This is a genomic window from Flavobacterium sp. WC2509, from assembly GCF_052683105.1.
In genome coordinates, this window is the sequence record NZ_JBQZFG010000001.1 from 567,398 (window position 1) to 586,188 (window position 18,791).

14 protein-coding genes are annotated in these 18,791 nt (G+C 33.9%); 7 read left to right on the top strand and 7 right to left on the bottom strand.

The window, feature by feature from the left end; all coding sequences use genetic code 11:
• Positions 1-2: 2 nt before the first annotated feature.
• The 7 genes from nadC to dnaK form a co-directional block, all read right to left on the bottom strand.
• The gene (gene nadC / locus ACUN3A_RS02200) at positions 3-860 is read right to left on the bottom strand and encodes a carboxylating nicotinate-nucleotide diphosphorylase (protein ID WP_445549715.1); all 858 of its coding nucleotides are present in this window, start codon (positions 858-860) and stop codon (positions 3-5) included.
• Between the two features lie 133 nt (positions 861-993).
• Positions 994-2,370, bottom strand: coding sequence for a M28 family peptidase (locus tag ACUN3A_RS02205; protein WP_445549716.1), 1,377 nt, complete (start codon positions 2,368-2,370; stop codon positions 994-996).
• Between the two features lie 101 nt (positions 2,371-2,471).
• The gene (locus ACUN3A_RS02210; protein ID WP_445549717.1) at positions 2,472-3,668 is read right to left on the bottom strand and encodes an acetate/propionate family kinase; all 1,197 of its coding nucleotides are present in this window, start codon (positions 3,666-3,668) and stop codon (positions 2,472-2,474) included.
• Between the two features lie 64 nt (positions 3,669-3,732).
• The gene (gene pta / locus ACUN3A_RS02215) at positions 3,733-5,826 is read right to left on the bottom strand and encodes a phosphate acetyltransferase (RefSeq protein WP_445549718.1); all 2,094 of its coding nucleotides are present in this window, start codon (positions 5,824-5,826) and stop codon (positions 3,733-3,735) included.
• A gap of 100 nt (positions 5,827-5,926) precedes the next feature.
• Positions 5,927-6,997, bottom strand: coding sequence for a magnesium/cobalt transporter CorA (gene corA / locus ACUN3A_RS02220; RefSeq protein WP_445549719.1), 1,071 nt, complete (start codon positions 6,995-6,997; stop codon positions 5,927-5,929).
• Positions 6,998-7,147: 150 nt separating this feature from the next.
• On the bottom strand, positions 7,148-7,987 hold the full coding sequence (locus ACUN3A_RS02225; protein ID WP_445549720.1) for a pre-peptidase C-terminal domain-containing protein: 840 nt from the start codon (positions 7,985-7,987) through the stop codon (positions 7,148-7,150).
• A gap of 151 nt (positions 7,988-8,138) precedes the next feature.
• Complete coding sequence (gene dnaK, locus ACUN3A_RS02230) at positions 8,139-10,022, bottom strand: molecular chaperone DnaK (protein WP_445549721.1); 1,884 nt, start codon at positions 10,020-10,022, stop codon at positions 8,139-8,141.
• Between the two features lie 662 nt (positions 10,023-10,684).
• On the opposite strand from dnaK, the gene ACUN3A_RS02235 reads away from it, so the two are divergent.
• The 7 genes from ACUN3A_RS02235 to ACUN3A_RS02265 all read left to right on the top strand — a co-directional run bounded on the left by ACUN3A_RS02235 (position 10,685) and on the right by ACUN3A_RS02265 (position 18,782).
• Entirely contained in the window at positions 10,685-11,131 is a 447-nt protein-coding gene (locus ACUN3A_RS02235; protein ID WP_445549722.1) for an outer membrane beta-barrel protein, read from the top strand.
• A gap of 409 nt (positions 11,132-11,540) precedes the next feature.
• Complete coding sequence (locus ACUN3A_RS02240) at positions 11,541-12,002, top strand: SRPBCC family protein (RefSeq protein WP_445549723.1); 462 nt, start codon at positions 11,541-11,543, stop codon at positions 12,000-12,002.
• Positions 12,003-12,223: 221 nt separating this feature from the next.
• Entirely contained in the window at positions 12,224-13,327 is a 1,104-nt protein-coding gene (locus tag ACUN3A_RS02245; protein ID WP_445549724.1) for a formylglycine-generating enzyme family protein, read from the top strand.
• 270 nt (positions 13,328-13,597) lie between these two features.
• A complete protein-coding gene (locus ACUN3A_RS02250; protein ID WP_445549725.1) occupies positions 13,598-15,247 on the top strand; it encodes an arylsulfatase in 1,650 nt (549 codons plus the stop codon).
• 65 nt (positions 15,248-15,312) lie between these two features.
• Positions 15,313-16,332, top strand: a complete 1,020-nt coding sequence (locus tag ACUN3A_RS02255; RefSeq protein ID WP_445549726.1) for an HAD family hydrolase — start codon at positions 15,313-15,315, stop codon at positions 16,330-16,332.
• A gap of 100 nt (positions 16,333-16,432) precedes the next feature.
• Positions 16,433-17,260 carry a hypothetical protein gene (locus ACUN3A_RS02260; protein ID WP_445549727.1) on the top strand — a complete coding sequence of 276 codons (828 nt, stop codon included), beginning with the start codon at positions 16,433-16,435 and terminating at the stop codon, positions 17,258-17,260.
• A 49-nt stretch (positions 17,261-17,309) separates the two neighbouring features.
• Positions 17,310-18,782 (top strand): DUF1254 domain-containing protein, encoded by a 1,473-nt coding sequence (locus ACUN3A_RS02265; RefSeq protein ID WP_445549728.1) that lies wholly within the window; start codon positions 17,310-17,312, stop codon positions 18,780-18,782.
• The last annotated feature ends 9 nt before the right edge of the window (positions 18,783-18,791 follow it).

The window sequence follows — 18,791 nt, forward strand, 5'->3', positions numbered from 1 at the left end:
TTCTAAATTGCTTTTAGACTTAAATCCATATTATAAATAGAATGAGTCAAAGCACCTGATGAAATATAATTCACTCCACATTCTGCATATTGACGCATTGTATCTTCATTAATATTTCCTGAAGATTCAGTTTGGCATTTGTTACCAATTAAAGCCACCGCTGTACGAGTATCTTCATAATTGAAATTATCAATTAATATTCTGTGTACTCCTTCACTTTTTAGAATTTCTTCAATTTCAGAAAGATCTCTAGCCTCAACAATGATTTTTAAATCTAAATTATTTTCATTAAGATAAGCTTGAGTTTTGGCTATTGCCAAAGTTATGCCGCCCGCAAAGTCAATGTGATTATCTTTTAACATGACCATATCGTACAAAGCAAAACGATGATTTTCTCCTCCTCCAATTGTTACGGCCCATTTTTCGGCTACACGAAATCCTGGAGTCGTTTTTCGAGTGTCAAGTACTTTTGTGTTTGTACCTTTTAACAATTGCACATAACTATTTGTTTTCGTTGCAATAGCACTCATGCGCTGCATTGAATTTAGCACCACTCTTTCTGACTTTAAAATAGATTGTGAACTCCCAGAAACATGAAAAACAACATCTCCTTTTTTTACTGGGGCTCCATCTTCTATAAAGGTTTCAATTTGCATATTAGGATCTACATATTCAAATATCATTTTTGCAAAAGCTACTCCGGCAATAATACCATCTTCTTTTACCAATAATTTTGCTTTACCCATTGCTTTTTCAGGAATACATGCTAATGAACTATAATCTCCACTACCAACATCTTCTCTAATAGCATTTGCAATCAATACCTTTAATTCGTTTTGAAACTGTGCTTCAGTAATCATTTTTTTTCATTTAAATAAGATGCTAAAATAGGGTTTATTTTGTGTATTAAAAAACAAGTACATTTGAAAAAATCAAATTCAAAATAAAAAAACTGAATATTCAACTTCTCAATTTGATTTTTAATTTTAGCTTTTATTCTATCCCTTTTTGATCAATTATATAAACAAATGCCGCCATAGTTGCCGCACCGAGTTCTAATTCTCTTTTATTAATTGCATCGAATTTATCATTGGCTGCATGATGATAATCAAAATAACGTTGTGAATCAGGTTTTAGACCAGCTTTTATAATTTTTTTAGACGTTAAAAGCTCAATATCTGCCCCTCCTTCACCAACTGTAAAACTATGAATTAAATAGGGCTCAAATAATTTTTTAAAACCTTGTATTCTTATAAAATTAATTTCATCACAATCAATTGTAAAACCTCTAGGTGTAAATCCTCCAGAATCACTTTCTAGTGCAAAAATATGGTTCTCCTGGTTTTGCTTTGAAACTTCCTCATACTTAGCACCTCCTTCGCCACCGTTTTCTTCATTCATAAAAAGAACAACACGAAGCGTATTTTTTGGTTTGTAATTTAAATTTTTAAAAATATTCATTACCTCCATACTTTGCACCACACCTGCTCCATCATCGTGAGAACCATCGGCTAAATCCCAAGAATCGAGATGACCTCCAACAACCATTATATTTTCTGGATGCTCAGTTCCTTTCAACTCTCCAATTACGTTATAGGACAACACATCTGGTAATGTCTGACAGCTCTGTTTGAAATAGAACTTTAAATTTGGATTACTTTTTAAAGTTTTACTTAACAATTCGGCACCATTTGTACTAATTGCAGCAGCAGGAATATATTTCTCTTCTGGTAAATCTCCATAGCTTTGCCCACCAGCATGAGGAAAGTCATCCAAACGCAGATTTAAGGAACGCACAATTGTTCCTACCGCTCCATACTTTACTGCTTCTATCGCTCCAGCACGTCTTTGATCACCTGCTTGAAAATAAGCCTCAAAAGTATCTAGCTTTTCAGGATCCATAGGTCTGTTATAGAATACTATTTTTCCTTTTATTTTTTCAATTCCTAAATCTTTTAATTCATTTAAACTATGCACTTCAATTACTTCGGCTATTATGCCTTTTTTGGGTGTAGCAATAGAACCACCCAAAGCACAAATCGAAACTTTTATTTGAGTTTTATTATCTTGAATATAAGCCGTTTCTTTTTTTCCACGAACCCAATGTGGAACCATTACTTCTTGCAAGTACACTTTATCAAAGCCCAATGTTTCCATTTGAGTTTTTGTGTACTGAACTGCTTTTTCTGCTCCAGTTGAACCCGATAATCTAGAACCAATGGTATTAGAAAGATAGTCTAACCAAGAATAACATTTTGAATTTGTTAATGCCGAATTATAAACTTCTTTAAAAAACTGTTGCTCTTTAAGTTGAGCAAACAAAGCAATATTATTTACTAAAAATAGCAAAATAAGTAGTTTTCTTTTCATTTTAAATCAATCAAAATTTATACTTAACCCGTTGGGTGTAATTATTTTCAACACATAGAAACGTAGATTATGTAAGCTCGAAAAAGGGCATTTCGCTTTTTTTAATTCAACAACAAATGATATACCTGATTGGCAATTTCGATTTCTTCATTGGTAGGGACAACCAAAATTTTAGTTTTCGATTCTTGTAAATTGATTTCTCTAATTTCTTTGGAACGAATTTCATTTTTAGCATTGTCTAATTCTATGCCGAAAAACTCCATATCGGTACAAACTAACTTTCTCATGTTAGACGAATTTTCACCAATTCCCGCAGTAAAAACAATGGCATCCAATCCATTTAAAGCAGCTGCATAAGAACCAATATATTTTTTGATACGATACGCATTCATAGCCAAAGCCAATTGACAATCCTTATTCCCCTCACTAGCATGCGATTCAATATCTCTTAAATCGCTATAACCTGTAAGTCCCAGCATTCCGCTTTGTTTCTGCAATAAAGTATTCACTTCTTCTACAGAGTAACCCAATGATTTTGCCATATAAAAAATCACTGATGGATCAATATCTCCACTTCTAGTCCCCATAATTAAGCCACTAATTGGGCTAAATCCCATCGAATGCTCAATACTTTTTCCATTTTTTATAGCGGTGATACTACAACCATTTCCTAAATGTACCGTAATTATATTTTGATGCGGTTTATCAACAGATTTAAGATAATCGATCGCTTTTTCCGAAACATATTTATGAGAAGTTCCATGAAAACCATAAACTCTAATTTTATTTTCGGTTAATAAGGAATTTGGAATAGCGTATTTGTAAGCCACCTCAGGCATCGTTTGATGAAAAGCAGTATCAAAAACCGCTACTTGTTTCGCAGATGAAAAAACATCCTCTGCCACAACAATACCTTCTAGATTAGCAGGATTATGCAAAGGAGCTAACTCAAAAAGTTGTTTTATTTTTTCTTTGACTTCATCATTAATCATAACTGTATCCGAAAAACTAGCCCCTCCATGTACTACTCTATGTCCTACCGCCTGAATTTCATTAGTACTTTTTATCACTCCTTTTTCTTCATCCATTAACAATTCGGCAATTTTTTTAAGCCCCGTTTTATGATTTGAAATTGGTAGCGTTTCTTCCAATGAAACACTATTTGTTTTATATGTAAAGTTTGAAGTTTCTAAACCAATTCTATCAATCATTCCCGAACAAATAACTTCGGCAGCAGGCATTTCAATTAATTGGTATTTTATAGAAGAACTTCCTGCGTTTATAATTACTATTTTCATTTCTATTTATTTTAAGATTCTGAGTCCCAAAGCTACTAAGAAGCTAAGTTTTTTTTAGTGCTTTTTAAAATCCTTGTGCTTGAATTGCTGTAATAACAACGGTATTTATAATGTCATCTACAGTACAACCTCTGCTTAAATCATTTACAGGTTTATTTAATCCTTGCAACATCGGGCCGATTGCTAATGCTCCTGTTTCTCTTTGAACTGCTTTATAGGTATTATTTCCTGTATTCAAATCAGGGAAAATCAAAACGCTGGCATAACCTGCAACTTCTGAATTTGGCATTTTACTCTGTCCTACTTCTGGATCAACAGCTGCGTCGTATTGAATTGGTCCTTCGATTTTAAGATCTGGACGTTTTTGTTTTACTATTTCGGTGGCAGCTCTTACTTTATCTACTTCATCGCCTTTTCCAGATGAACCAGACGAATAGGATAGCATAGCTATTTTAGGTTCGATACCAAAAGCCAAACTAGACTCGGCAGAAGAAATAGCAATTTCTGCTAATTGTTCTGCTGTAGGATTTGGATTGATGGCACAATCTCCAAAAATAGATACACGATCTTCTAAACACATAAAAAATATGGAAGAAACAATAGAACAATTGGGTTTTGTTTTGATGAATTGTAAAGCAGGCAAAATAGTATGTTGCGTTGTATGTGCTGCTCCAGAAACCATTCCGTCAGCATGCCCTTTATACACCATCATTGTCCCATAGTACGAACCGTCTTCCATAAGATCTCTTGCTATTTCGAGAGTCATTTTTTTCTCTTTTCGCAACTCATAGTACGTATTCACATAATCATCATACTCCTTAGATTTTCTTGGACTGATAATAGCAACTTTAGAAAAATCGAAAGAGATTCCTAATTCTGCCACCTTACTTTCAATTTGTTTTTTATCGCCAATAATAGAAATATCAACCACGTCCATAGCTAATAATCTGGCAGCAGCAATAATAATTCGGTCATCATTTCCCTCTGGCAGAACAATATGTTTTCGATGTTTTTTCGCTCTTGTCACCAAGTTGTATTGAAACATTTTTGGCGTTATCCCTTCAGCTTCAAATTTGATAAATTTTTCGGTTAAACTCTCTAAATCAACATAATCATCAAAGGTCTTGATCGAAGTTAAAATCTTTTCTTTATTATCAGCATAAATTTTAGATTTAATAGACCCAATTTTATTAGTAATATTATAAGTCCCACCATCTACCGAAATAATTGGCACGATAGTAGAGAGTCCTTCTATTAATTTCAAAATACTATCTTCGGGCTTTATATTACCTGTCAAAACTATTCCAGAAATAGCAGGATAATTAGCAGATTCATTAGCCTGTAAAGCCCCTAAAATAATATCGGCACGATCACCAGGTGTGATCACTAATCCATTTTCTTTGAGGTGTAATAAATAGTTACGCAATTGCATGGCACCCACACTAAAACTACCTACTTGATTGTTTAAAAATGCCGCACCAAATAAAACGGTAGCATTCAATTCTTTTACGATCTCTCGAATAGTTGGATTATTCAAACTTGAAATAATTGGAATTGAATTAATCATCACCTCTTCTGGCAGGCTTTTTTTCAGACCAGAAGTTACCAATTCTAAATTTTCAGGTTGTACTTTATTAGCAATTATTGCCAATACTTCGACCTCTTTTGTTTTAAAAGAATCATAAGCCAGATAAAGACTATCTATTAATTCCTCTAACGTTTTTCCGACTCCAGATCCCACTATAATTGTTGGAATCCCTAGATTTTTAGCAATAAGAACATTGGTATCTAATTCGATAACCGTTCCTTCACCAGTAAAACTAGTTCCTTCGACTAATACAAAATCAAATCGTTCTTCTAGACGTTTATATTTTTCGATAATCAAGTCGATTACCTCTCCTATTTTTCCTTGATTTTTTTTCTTGATTAATTTACTTTTGGTGATAGCATAAGCATCATCATATGGGATATCTAAGCCAAAATGATTAATAACTGTCTCAATATGGTTATCAAATTTTCCTTCTTCAAAATCCTCTACGATTGGCCTAAAATATCCCACTTTGGCCGTTCTACCAATAAGCATACTCATCAACCCTAAAGTAATAATTGATTTACCACTACTCTCTTCGCTAGTTGCTATATAAATTGCTTTATTCATTGTTTTGTTTTAATATATTTATATAAAATTACCTATTAAATCTTTTTCTAAATATGACAAAAATCAGTTTTAAATACCAAAAGTTATTTTGTAAATAAGATTAAAACCAATTGCGTTTTTTAAAATAAATAACCATTCCAATAACTGTCAAAAACATAAAACCTATTACAAAATAATAGCCATTAGGTTCCCTTAATTCGGGCATATTATCAAAATTCATCCCGTAGACTCCTACGATAAAGGTTAATGGTATAAATATGACCGAAATAATGGTCAATGTTTTCATAATCTCATTCATCTTATGGGTTTGAGCCGCAAAAAAGAAATTAGAAGCACTTTCCAACGACCCCATATCGGACTCAATTTGTTCCAAAAGCTCTAAACATTTTTGATGCAAACGAGTAAAAAAACTAAAATTATCTGATTCAATTTCATCAAAAACATTATCCTCTTTGATACTTTTAATATCATACAAAGAATCCCGAAGCGGAATAATAGACCTTTTTAAGAAATTAAAATTATCTCTGTGTTTTTCAATTTTTTCTAAGATTATGGGATCAGCACTATTTTTGGCACAATCAATTAAATCTTCTATTTTATTCTCTTCGTCTTCAATAGTTATATAAAAATTACCAATCACAGCATCTAGCAAAATATACAATAGATAATCTGCTTTCTTAGTTCGTACAATTCCAGAATTGGTTCGAATACGTTCTCGTATGTGAGTAAAAAAGTCGCTTCTTTTTTCCTGAAAAGAAATCAGTATTCCCTTTTTCAACAAAAAACTAATTTGTTCCACCCTTATGTCATCAGAACTTTCAGAAGGTAAAATCGATTTTATATTAAAGAATAAAACATCTTTTTCTTCTTCCAGTTTGGTTCTTTTACTGGTATTTAAAATATCTGCCAACATGAAATCATCAATTTTAAAATAGTCAGCAATTTGCTTAAGCAAATAGACATCACTTAATCCATGAATATTCAGCCAATTAGTTTTATTTAAATCAATATGTTTTTCTAAATTATTAATAGTGCCATTCTCATATTCAGCAATTGAACAATCATCATATACGAACAATTGCATTTCAATCTCTTTGCTTTTGTGCAAACCTGTATATTCGAGACTATAAGGTTGTAATCGTTTCCCTTTCTTATACTTAATCTTTCTCATAAAATAATTTGTATAGTAATATTACGAAAAAAAAATAAGTCATTGACTTTAAGGTATAAAAAAACCGAGCCATTTCTGACTCGGTTTTTAGTTTAAAATTTGCAAAAACAATATAAATCTCCCTTTTTTATTTTGCTTGCTCCTTCTAAGTTATTTTGTGATAGTTACGGTATAATGCGAATTAAAATAACCACCATAACCAAAAATTCCTATATACCATGTTCCTGATGGAGGATTAGGAATAGTTACAACATCACTCTCTCGATTTGGACTATCACTCTTATAATCAGTAGTAGCTGTTGTATAAATATCTTTTACTATTGGTGCACTGCCCTTTCTTACATATAAATCTGCCAAGTTTCTGTGATTTGCTGTTGGTTCAGTAGTTTTAATAACCATAGTTTTAACACCCGATGGAACTGTAAATGATACAACTTTTAGATCGTTAGTATCTCCAGTTAAATCTCCCTCTACCAATATAGTAGGTCCTGTATTCCCAGTACCACTTGAACCTGTTGAACCTCCTGAACCAGTTGAACCTCCTGAAGTTGCATTCGATGCAACTACATTATTTACAGAAACTGATGGCGTATTATTCTGTACAGAGATTTTCACAGTGTTTGATGCTTTATTAAACATCGATCTAGAAATAGTACCAGAATAATTATCAGTAGTTATAGTCATTGCCCCACCATTTGTTCCTGCTGTATATCTTTTTTTGGTAAACGATATAGCAACACTTGATGGTAATGTCATCTTCGTTTCAGTGCTTGAAACCAGTTTATTATTAATTACAATGTCAGAAATGAGATTATAATTACTAGTTGTTTTACTTAAGTCTTCCGAAAGTGCGGAAATCCCAAGTAGTTCATCAACAGCCTCATCAACAGCTTCATCAATTGAATCGCTTAAATCTTCACAAGAAGAAATTGAAAAAAATGAAATTAAAGCAATAAAGCAAATAATTTTTTTTGAGTAATTTTTTTTCATAAGTTATCGTTTTTTAATTTTCAAAATTATGACTAATCAAAATTTCTTCAAATACCCATAAAGAAGTATTTTACAATTATGTCTTTCAATAAACCACAAAAAAAACCGAGCCATTTCTGACTCGGTTTTAATTTATAAACTAAAAAGTAAATTATTTTACTTCTTCGAATTCAACGTCTTCAACATTGTCTCCTTGTGCTTGAGCTTGTGGTTCAGCAGCAGCTTGACCTTGTTCTCCTTGAGCATACATAGCTTCTGTAGCTGTTTTCCAAGCTGCATTGATGTTGTCAAGAGCAGTTTGAATAGCTGCAATGTCTTGAGATTGGTGAGCCATTCTCAATTCAGTTAAAGCGTACTCGATAGCAACTTTGTTATCATCAGATAATTTAGCTCCAAGTTCTTTCAATTGAGACTCAGTTTGGAAGATCATTCCATCAGCTTCGTTCAATTTTTCAGCTCTTTCTTTAGCTATTTTGTCATACTCAGCGTTAGCTTCAGCATCTTTTTTCATTTTTTCGATTTCTTCAGATGTTAATCCAGAAGAAGCTTCGATACGGATATCGTGAGATTTTCCAGTTCCTTTATCAGTTGCAGAAACTTTGATGATACCATTAGCATCAATATCAAAAGAAACCTCGATTTGAGGAACTCCTCTTGGTGCTGGTGGAATACCGTCTAAGTTGAAACGACCAATAGTTTTGTTATCAGCAGCCATTGCTCTAGCTCCTTGAAGAACGTGTAATTCAACAGTTGGTTGAGAATCAGCAGCAGTAGAGAAAACTTGAGATTTTTTAGTTGGAATAGTTGTATTAGACTCAATTAAGATAGTCATAATTCCACCCATAGTTTCGATACCTAAAGATAAAGGTGTAACGTCTAATAACAATACATCTTTTACATCTCCAGAAAGAACTCCACCTTGAATAGCTGCTCCAATTGCAACAACCTCATCAGGGTTAACTCCTTTAGACGCTTTTTTACCGAAGAATTTTTCAACTTCGTCAGCGATTCTTGGCATACGAGTAGAACCTCCAACCAAGATAACTTCGTCAATATCAGAAACAGTTAAACCTGCATCTTTTAATGCTTTAGCAACTGGCTCCATAGAACGTTTAACTAATGAATCAGTTAATTGCTCAAATTTAGCTCTAGTTAATTTTTTCACTAAGTGTTTTGGTCCTGAAGCTGTAGCAGTTACGTAAGGTAAGTTGATTTCAGTTTCAGCAGAAGATGATAATTCAATTTTAGCTTTCTCAGCAGCTTCTTTCAAACGTTGTAATGACATTGGATCTAAACGTAAATCAATACCTTCTTCAGTATTAAATTCGTTAGCTAACCAGTCAATAATTTCGTGATCAAAATCATCTCCTCCAAGGTGAGTATCACCATTTGTAGACAATACTTCGAAAACTCCGTCTCCTAATTCAAGAACAGAGATATCAAAAGTACCTCCACCTAAATCGTAAACAGCAATTTTTTGATCAGTTCCTTTTTTATCCAATCCATAAGCTAATGCAGCAGCAGTAGGCTCATTGATGATACGCATAACTTTAAGACCTGCAATTTCACCAGCTTCTTTTGTAGCTTGACGTTGTGCATCATTAAAGTAAGCAGGAACAGTAATAACTGCTTCAGTAACTGTTTGACCTAAATAGTCTTCAGCAGTTTTTTTCATTTTTTGAAGTGTCATAGCTGACAATTCTTGTGCAGAGTACAAACGACCATCAATGTCAACACGTGGTGTATTGTTATCTCCTTTTACAATTTTGTAAGAAACTCTTTTTGCTTCAGCCGAAACTTCACCAAAACCTTGTCCCATAAAACGTTTGATAGAAGCAATAGTCTTAGTTGGATTAGTTACTGCTTGTCTTTTAGCAGGATCCCCTACTTTAATTTCTCCACCTTCAACAAAAGCGATGATAGATGGTGTCGTTCTTTTTCCTTCTGCATTAGGAATAACAACTGCTTCATTACCTTCCATTACAGAAACACAAGAGTTTGTAGTACCTAAATCAATTCCGATTATTTTACCCATTTTTAATATATTTAATTTTATTGTATACTTGTTTTAATAACTCGAAGACTCAAAAGCAATCACTGTGCCAATATAAAAAACCGAGTAAATTGTCAGTTTATAGTACAATTGGCATAAAACAATATGACAAACTGACATTTTGCAATTTATTCACCTCGTCAGTTTGATAAAACTTGTTTTGGCAAGACCCTAATGTCATTAAGTTAAAGATTAATGATAAAATGATTGCTGATTTTTGATTAACGATTTTTGATTTAAGATGTAAAAGACCTCGTAAAATCGACAATCTAATATTTCGCAACACCAAATCTGAAATCTGAAATCGTTAATCCTCAATCTAAAATCTAAAATCTCTTAACTTAATGAAATTGGGCAAGACCCCATTAGGAAAAGGGGCTACTTTAGCATGCGTATATTCGCCCCTTTCCCTAATGCGGTCGGGCTATTGCCATTACTTCGGTAATTTGGCGCTATCCCTCTTGCGGTTCTAACACCTTTAATCAATATAAAACACGATATCGTATCAAAGAAGAAATTGTAAAAATCAGATTAAAAAAACAATGAATTATGACCAACATCCTTTTGAAAAAAATACACGAAATATCTTAATATAAATAACAAAAAAATTATATTTGCATTAACAACTTAAAATTCAAAACATTATGAGAAAAACAACCTTATTACTTGTATTTGCATTGTCATTTAGTTTCGTGAGTGTTTTTGCACAAGCTAGAAAAGAACTAAACTTTGGTCTTGTTGGAATTAATTATGAAATCCCAGTTCATAGAGATATTACAATTGCTCCAGGCGTTGGAACCAATTTCGATTTAGATTGGCTAAATGTTGGAGTAAAAGCTAATTATTATTTCGATAATTTATTCGGAATTTCAAATGCAGCTTGGGATGTCTATGGTGGAGCAAATGTTGGATACGCTTTCGATATGAGAGATGATCATGATAACAACGGACATGACGAAAGTGATGTTGATTTTGGACTTCAAGCCGGAGCTCGCTGGTTTTGGAATGACAAATGGGGTGTATACGCAGAGATAGCTGGCGGAAGCGTATCTGGTCTATCTCCTGCAATTGGATTAACAGTAAAACTATAATACATTCATTTATTGTGATGTCCTAAAAAACAATACAGAATTAAGATAAAAAAATTTAACAGCTGCAAGAACGTTCTTGCAGCTGTTTTTTATTTTATTGAGTTCTGATTTTAATTTTATTCTGAGAAAACATGAGATTTGAATAATGAAACACAAACTTATTATAGACCTCAAGATATTCTTTTCTGTTTTTTTGACGATATGTATAAACTCATCTTTTTTTCAACTCTTAGATTTTCACAAGCTCTTTTAAACATTCATCAATACAATATTTTTTTTCTAAAATTCAAACTGCTAGTGAATTATGATTTATTTCATAACTTAGTATCTATAGAAAAATACCGCTTTTAAATCATCAATCTCAGAGACAGATTTAAATTCAAAATGACAGTAACAAAAAAAAAATCAAATGACAACAGAAATTATAACAACAACACCCGAAAGTGAAATAGTAAGTTCCAGAATTGTAAACTTCTCCAGAGAACTTGTTTATCGCGCTTGGACAGAACCGGATCATTTAAAAAAATGGTGGGGACCTGCAGGTTTCACCAATATTTTTAATGAGTATGATTTACAAGTCGGGGGAAAATGGAGCTTTATTATGCACGGACCTGATAAAGGAAATTACCCAAATGAATGTGAATTTATCAAAATAGAAAAACCGTCATTAATTGCTTGGAAACGCCATTCTAAACCATTGTTTCAAGTACTGGCAACATTTGAAGAAGTATCCAGCGAAAAAACAAAGATTGTCTTTAAAATGCTTTTTAATTCAGCCGAAGAATGTAACAAATTAAGGCCTTTTGTAGTTGACAAAAACGAAGAAAATTTCGATAGACTTGAAAATGAATTAAAAATAATGGATTCATAAATCAAACTATATGTTTTCGAAAATTTATAATTAAATTAACAATTGTTTAAGCACCTGTCTAATAGTGTAATACATTTTATTTAATTATATTTGAAAATAATTTTCTGCCTTTTATTATTATAAGACTTAAAAAATTTTATTAAAAAGTTCATCAAAGTTTTCATTGCCGTTTACAGTTGCCCTATTAATTGCCAAAATGATAGTAATCTTAAATTAACCAAATGAAGCATCTGCATTTTTTATTATTCCTTATTACCATAAGTTTCAATTCTTGTAAACAACAAGATTCAAAAACTGAAAAAAAAACGAGTTCAAAAACCAATATCAGTACTAATACTTTAAGTTGCGAATATACTCCGTCACGTTTTTCTACAAAGGTAAAAGCTCCCGAAGGTATGGTTTGGATTCCTGGCGGTGAATTTATGATGGGTACAGATGAAAAAGATGCATATGGCCCCGAAAAACCTTCACATCCTGTTCGAGTAAAAGGTTTTTTTATGGATGCAACCGAAGTCACAAATACAGAATTTAAAAAATTTACAGATGCAACCGGCTACATAACAATTGCAGAAAAAAAACCAGAGTGGAAAGAATTAAAAAAACAATTACCTCCTGAAACTCCCAAACCAGACGAAAAAGATTTTGTTGCTGCATCATTAGTATTTACCCCTCCCAATTATAAAGTAACAGAAGATGATTACATGCAATGGTGGCGATTTGTGCCTGGTGCCGATTGGAAACATCCCGAAGGACCTAAAAGTAATATAAACAATCGTATGAACCACCCTGTTGTTCACATTGCTTATGATGATGCGCTGGCGTATTGCAAATGGGCTGGCAAAAGATTACCTACTGAGGCTGAATGGGAATTCGCATCTCGTGGCGGATTATCTCAAAACCGTTATGCTTGGGGAAATCAATTTAAATGTGATGGTAAAAACATGGCAAATACTTTTCAGGGGAAATTTCCCGAAGGAGGCATAGCCGAAGATGGATTTCTAACAACATCTCCCGTAAAAAGCTTTCCCGAAAATAAATATGGTTTATATGATATGATCGGTAACGTTTGGGAATGGTGTTCTGATTGGTATGATTCTGAGTATTACAAAAAAATAGATATATCAAAAACTCTTGATAATCCGAAAGGACCTGAAAAATGGAATGACCCCAGAGAACCCTATACTATCAAAAGAGTAACTAAAGGAGGATCATTTCTTTGTACTGATAATTATTGCACCAACTTTCGTCCTGCTGCCCGTAGAGGAACGCCTTATGATTCTGGTGCTTCACATATTGGATTCCGCTGTGTGAAAGACATAAAATAAGAATAAATATTTTTATTTATTTTTTTGTATCTATTTTAATACAAAAAAAATAAACCTATTTAAGTGTATTATCTGAATTTCAGATGTTTTGTTTATGTATAATTTTAAAAAATTAACAATGAATAAAAAGAATACCTATCCGCACATTTCCATCCCTATTTTGATTTCTCAAAAATCAATCTTCTATCAATTCCTTTATGTCAAATCCGACATAGGCATAACCTATACACCTTCTCCTAAAATTAATTCACTCCTAAACCTTTATATATTATGAAAAAAATGAACTATTTATGGGTATTACTGTTAGCAACAGTTAGTACCATTTCGGCACAAAAAAAACCAAACATCCTCATTCTTTGGGGTGATGACATTGGCATTAGTAACATTAGTGCCTACAGCAACGGTTTAATGGGATATACAACACCAAATATTGATCGTATTGCAAAAGAAGGTATGCAGTTTCAACATTATTACGGAGAGCAAAGTTGTACAGCAGGTCGTGCAGCATTTTTAACAGGTCAGCATGGGCTGCGAACTGGTTTAACTAAAGTTGGTTTTCCGGGAGCACCAATGGGTATGAGTCAATTAGACCCTTCTGTTGGAGGAATCATGAAAAATCTTGGTTATGTAACAGGTCAATTTGGTAAAAATCACGTAGGTGATCGTAACGAAAGTTTACCAACCGTGAATGGTTTTGATGAATTTTTTGGAAACTTATACCATTTAAATGCTGAAGAAGAACCAGAATTACCTGATTATCCTAAAGATCCAGAATATTTGAAAAAATATGGACCAAGAGGAGTTTTAAAATGCACCGCTACAAATTCTGATGATGGTACAGTTGACCCTCGTTTTGGAAAAATTGGAAAACAAAAAATTGAAGATACAGGAGCGCTTACTAAAAAAAGAATGGAAACTATAGATGATGAAACATCTGCTGCTGCTATAGATTTTATTAAAAGACAAAATGCAGCTGGAAAACCATTTTTCTGCTGGTTCAATGCTACTCGTATGCACCTTCGTACCCATGTTAGAAAAGAACACAGAGGAAGGTATACTCATGGTGACAGCGAATATATTGATGGTATGATTGAACATGATGAAACTATTGGAAGTATTCTGAAAGCATTAGACGATTTAGGAATCGCTGACAATACTATTGTGGTATATTCTTCAGATAATGGCCCTCACATGAATACATGGCCGGACGGTGCAATGACACCATTCCGTTCTGAGAAAAACACCAACTGGGAAGGTGCTTTCCGTGTTCCTTGTTTGGTACGTTGGCCAGGCGTTATCAAACCAGGACAAATTACGAATGAATTAATGTCACACAATGACTGGATACCAACATTAGCTTCGATTGCCGGAGAACCAGATTTAGTAAACAAATTATTAAAAGGATATACTGCCAATGGTAAAAACTACAAAGTACATTTGGATGGTTTTGATCAAAGTAACTTTTTACGTGGCAAAACTCAAAAAAGTGCTAGAGATAAATTCTTTTATACAGATGACGATGGTCTTTTAGTTGGTTTAAGAGAAGGTGATTATAAATATGTTTTTGCGGAACAGCGTTTAGGCGGAACAATGGGAGTTTGGGCAGAACCTTTTACCAAACTGCGTTTACAAAAAATATTCAATCTATTCCAAGATCCTTTTGAAAGAGCCGATGTAACTTCAAATACATTTTGGGATTGGCAGTTAAATCATGTCCCTGCTATATATGGAGTAATTCAAGATGTAGTTGTATTTGCAGAAACATTTAAAGAATATCCGCCAAGATCAATTCCACCAAGTTTCTCTGCTTATACTATCATGGAAGAGGCTATGAAAGATATTAAAGCACAAAAATATATCGAGAAAAATATTCTTCCTAAACTAAAAGAAGAAGAAACAGATTCAAAAAAGAAAAAGTAAAAACAGAAAGCTTGGGTTATTTATAAAAGTAATCCAGGCTTTTTTTAACTCAAAGAATTACGGCTATGTATAAGAAACTATATGTATTGCCTCTATTTTTATTTTTATTGGTTTCCTGTAAAAACAAAACAGAGGACGCAACTACTGTCGGCAATTCAAATCCAACAGAAACAATTGCAGCCAGCAGTAATCCACTGCCAAGCTGGAATGATGGCACACTCAAAAGCGATATTATCGCTTATGTTGAAAAAGTAACCAAAGAAGGAACACCTGATTTTATTCCTGTCGAAGACCGAATTGCGACTTTTGACAACGACGGAACACTCTGGGCCGAAAAGCCTTATGTTCAGGAATTATTTGCTTTTTATCGGGTAAAAAAAATGGTTGAAGCGAATCCTGCTTTGGAACAAAAACAGCCATTCAAAGCCGTAGTCGAAAAAGACAAAACGTTCTTCGAAAAAGGCGGAGACAAAGCACTTATCGAATTGGTCGCTGCAACACATACGGGAATGACCGAAGATGAGTTTGAAAAAGAAGCAAAAGATTTTTTCACGGGAGCAATATTTCCGGGCAAAAATGTTCCGCTAAAGCAAATACGCTACCAGCCACAATTGGAATTATTGAATTATTTGCGTGCCAATGGTTTCAAAACTTTCATTGTAACTGGTGGTACAGTAGAATTAGTGCGTGCGATATCGGCTGATTTTTATGGTATTCCAAAATATCAAGTTGTGGGAACTTCTTTTAAATACACTTTTGATGATGCAGCTAATAGTATCAAAAGAGAACCCGCTTTGGATTTATTAGATGATAAAGTTGGGAAACCAGTTGGGATTCAATTGCATATTGGCCAAAGACCCGTTTTTGCCTGCGGAAATGAAGGCGGAGCTGGAGATCTTGCTATGCTTAGATATTCCTCAGGAAGCAAATATCCATCTTTTCAAATGATCGTAAATCATAACGACTCTATTCGAGAATACAGTTATCAGGAAAAAGATAATTTATCTTTGAATACAGCTGCTAAATACAAATACCATGTAATCAGCATCAAAGACGATTGGAAAAAAGTATTTCCGGATAAATAATTGGATTACCGTTAAGAGTAAAAAATAAACAACTTTTACTTACAAAAGTTGTTTATTTTTGTTGTTAAAAACAAATAAAAATTTTAAAATAAAAATCATTATGAGAAACACAAGTTTCTATATTACTCCCAAATTAATAGTAAGTACAGTTTGCTTTCTATTAAGTTTTGGTGTTTTTGCACAAGAAGAAACTCCAAAATCAGGAGCAAGTGCCCAAGAACTTGCAGATAAACTGGCCAATCCAGTTGCCAGTTTGATTAGTGTCCCTTTGCAAAACAATCTTAATTATGGTATTGGACCCTATAATGGCACAAAATACACCATCAATGTACAACCCGTAATTCCTTTCAAATTAAGCGAAAACCTAAATTTAATTACCCGTTATATTCTTCCAGTTGTGGATCAAAGAGATATTACAGGCGAAAACACCCATCAGTTTGGTTTAAGTGATGCAACGGTTACCGCTTTTTTTGCACCCAAAACAAAAGGAATTATTTTGGGAGTTGGTCCGGCATTTTTAGTTCCAACGGCCACCGAAAAAGTATTGGGAACTGAGAAATTTGGAGTTGGTCCCAGCGTATTAGTCATGCATCAGGGAAAAGGGCTTTCAGTCGGTTTTTTGGCCAATCAAATATGGTCTGTTGCAGGAAGTGAAGACCGAGCCGATTTCAATCAGTTTTACACCCAAATATTTCTTTCGCACAGTTACAAAAGTGGAGCGAGTTTGGGTATCACTTCAGAAATTACTCAAAACTGGGAAGCAAAAACCACTATGATCACTCTTAGTCCTAACATAGGAGCAGTTACAAAGTTAGGAAGTCAGGCAGTTCAGTTTGCCATTATGCCTTTGATTCCAATAACTGGTCCATCTGAATCGAAACCAGACTGGGGATTAAGAGCTGTTTTATCTTTTATATTCCCAGATTAAAAATGAAACTCTATAAATCATCTCTTTAAAATTCAAAATAAAAATGATTATGAAAAATAAATTTCTCCTAATTCTATCTTGCACCTCTCTGATTTTCAACATCGGATGTAAAAAATCAGAAACTGAAAACGTTGCGTCAACAACAGTTGCGCTATCGGAAACAGCAATAAAAATGGATGGCGAACTGCCTTCAAAAGAGTCAATTCCGGTTTTGTTTGATGAAATGGATTTTCAGCAGGCGACACAATGCTATTTGTGGGGATTGCCTATTGTAGCTTTCGCCGAATGGCAGCACATTCAGTACACAACATTTAATGCCACAAGCAATGATCTTATTTTTTATAATTCATACAACGATCGTTTAGGAATTCTGACAGGAAATGCAACAACGCCTTACATCATATCATTTCTTGATCTTGCCGAAAATGGACCAACGGTTATCGAAATGCCTGCAGGTCACACAGCTGGCGGTCTGGGAGATTTCTGGCAGCGCGAACAAGCCGTTATTGGAGAAATGGGACCTGATAAAGGAAAGGGTGGCAAATATCTTTTGGTTCCTCCAACAATGAAAGATTTTAAACCAGCCGGGTATTTCATCGTTCCTTGTAACACCGTAAATATGTTTTTTGGTTTCAGGGCTTTAGATCCAGATCCAAAAACAACTGAAACTTTGGTAAAACAGGTAAAAATTTATCCGTATGCAAAGCGTGCAAATCCAACTCCAACAAAAGTAATAAGTCCGCCGGCAGATAAAAAATGGTACGGAATTCAGCCAACCGGAATTGCCTATTGGGAAAGACTTCATGCTATTTTACAAGAAGAACCAGTAGAAGAACGGGATCGTTTTTTTATGGCTTGGCTAAGAAATCTCGGAATCGAAAAAGGAAAACCTTTTGCGCCGGACGAACACCAGAAGAAAATTTTAGTTGCCGCCGCCGAAAAAGGACAGCAAATGGCAATGGCAAATTCATTCAGCAAACGTTTTGCAGATGTAAAACATTGGCCTGATAAAAAATGGGATTATGTGATGATCATTAAAGACCCATCACAGCATACCGATAATTATGATGAATTCTTTGAGCGTACTTCTTATTTCTATGAAGCAGTCACCTATTCAAAAGCGATGATTACCAAAACACCAAATGTAGGTCAGGCATATTTGGGTTCTTATTTTGACAATACCGGAAACTGGCTGGACGGAGGAAAAAATTATACATTAAACGTGCCTGCAAATCCGCCTGCAGTTAATTTCTGGTCGATTACAGTTTATGATGTAGCTACACGCTGTTTAATTGACAATCCGCAGAAAAATGCCGATTTGTCTTCGCGCAAAGACTTAATAAAAAATGCCGACGGATCAATAGACTTGTATTTTGGACCAAAAGCACCAGCAGGAAAAGAGAAAAACTGGGTGCAGACTTTAGCAGGAAAACATTGGTTTACCTATATGCGTTTCTATGGGCCAACTGCAGCTTATTTTGACAAAAGCTGGAAAATGGACGATATAAAAGAAGTGAAATAAATAATAAAC

Excerpts from the sequence above, each read along its gene's own strand:
- nadC (WP_445549715.1), bottom strand. The coding sequence starts at position 860 with ATGATTACTGAAGCACAGTTTCAAAACGAATTAAAGGTATTGATTGCA.
- ACUN3A_RS02205 (WP_445549716.1), bottom strand. The coding sequence starts at position 2,370 with ATGAAAAGAAAACTACTTATTTTGCTATTTTTAGTAAATAATATTGCT.
- ACUN3A_RS02210 (WP_445549717.1), bottom strand. The coding sequence starts at position 3,668 with ATGAAAATAGTAATTATAAACGCAGGAAGTTCTTCTATAAAATACCAA.
- pta (WP_445549718.1), bottom strand. The coding sequence starts at position 5,826 with ATGAATAAAGCAATTTATATAGCAACTAGCGAAGAGAGTAGTGGTAAA.
- corA (WP_445549719.1), bottom strand. The coding sequence starts at position 6,997 with ATGAGAAAGATTAAGTATAAGAAAGGGAAACGATTACAACCTTATAGT.
- ACUN3A_RS02225 (WP_445549720.1), bottom strand. The coding sequence starts at position 7,987 with ATGAAAAAAAATTACTCAAAAAAAATTATTTGCTTTATTGCTTTAATT.
- dnaK (WP_445549721.1), bottom strand. The coding sequence starts at position 10,022 with ATGGGTAAAATAATCGGAATTGATTTAGGTACTACAAACTCTTGTGTT.
- ACUN3A_RS02235 (WP_445549722.1), top strand. The coding sequence starts at position 10,685 with ATGAGAAAAACAACCTTATTACTTGTATTTGCATTGTCATTTAGTTTC.
- ACUN3A_RS02240 (WP_445549723.1), top strand. The coding sequence starts at position 11,541 with ATGACAACAGAAATTATAACAACAACACCCGAAAGTGAAATAGTAAGT.
- ACUN3A_RS02245 (WP_445549724.1), top strand. The coding sequence starts at position 12,224 with ATGAAGCATCTGCATTTTTTATTATTCCTTATTACCATAAGTTTCAAT.
- ACUN3A_RS02250 (WP_445549725.1), top strand. The coding sequence starts at position 13,598 with ATGAAAAAAATGAACTATTTATGGGTATTACTGTTAGCAACAGTTAGT.
- ACUN3A_RS02255 (WP_445549726.1), top strand. The coding sequence starts at position 15,313 with ATGTATAAGAAACTATATGTATTGCCTCTATTTTTATTTTTATTGGTT.
- ACUN3A_RS02260 (WP_445549727.1), top strand. The coding sequence starts at position 16,433 with ATGAGAAACACAAGTTTCTATATTACTCCCAAATTAATAGTAAGTACA.
- ACUN3A_RS02265 (WP_445549728.1), top strand. The coding sequence starts at position 17,310 with ATGAAAAATAAATTTCTCCTAATTCTATCTTGCACCTCTCTGATTTTC.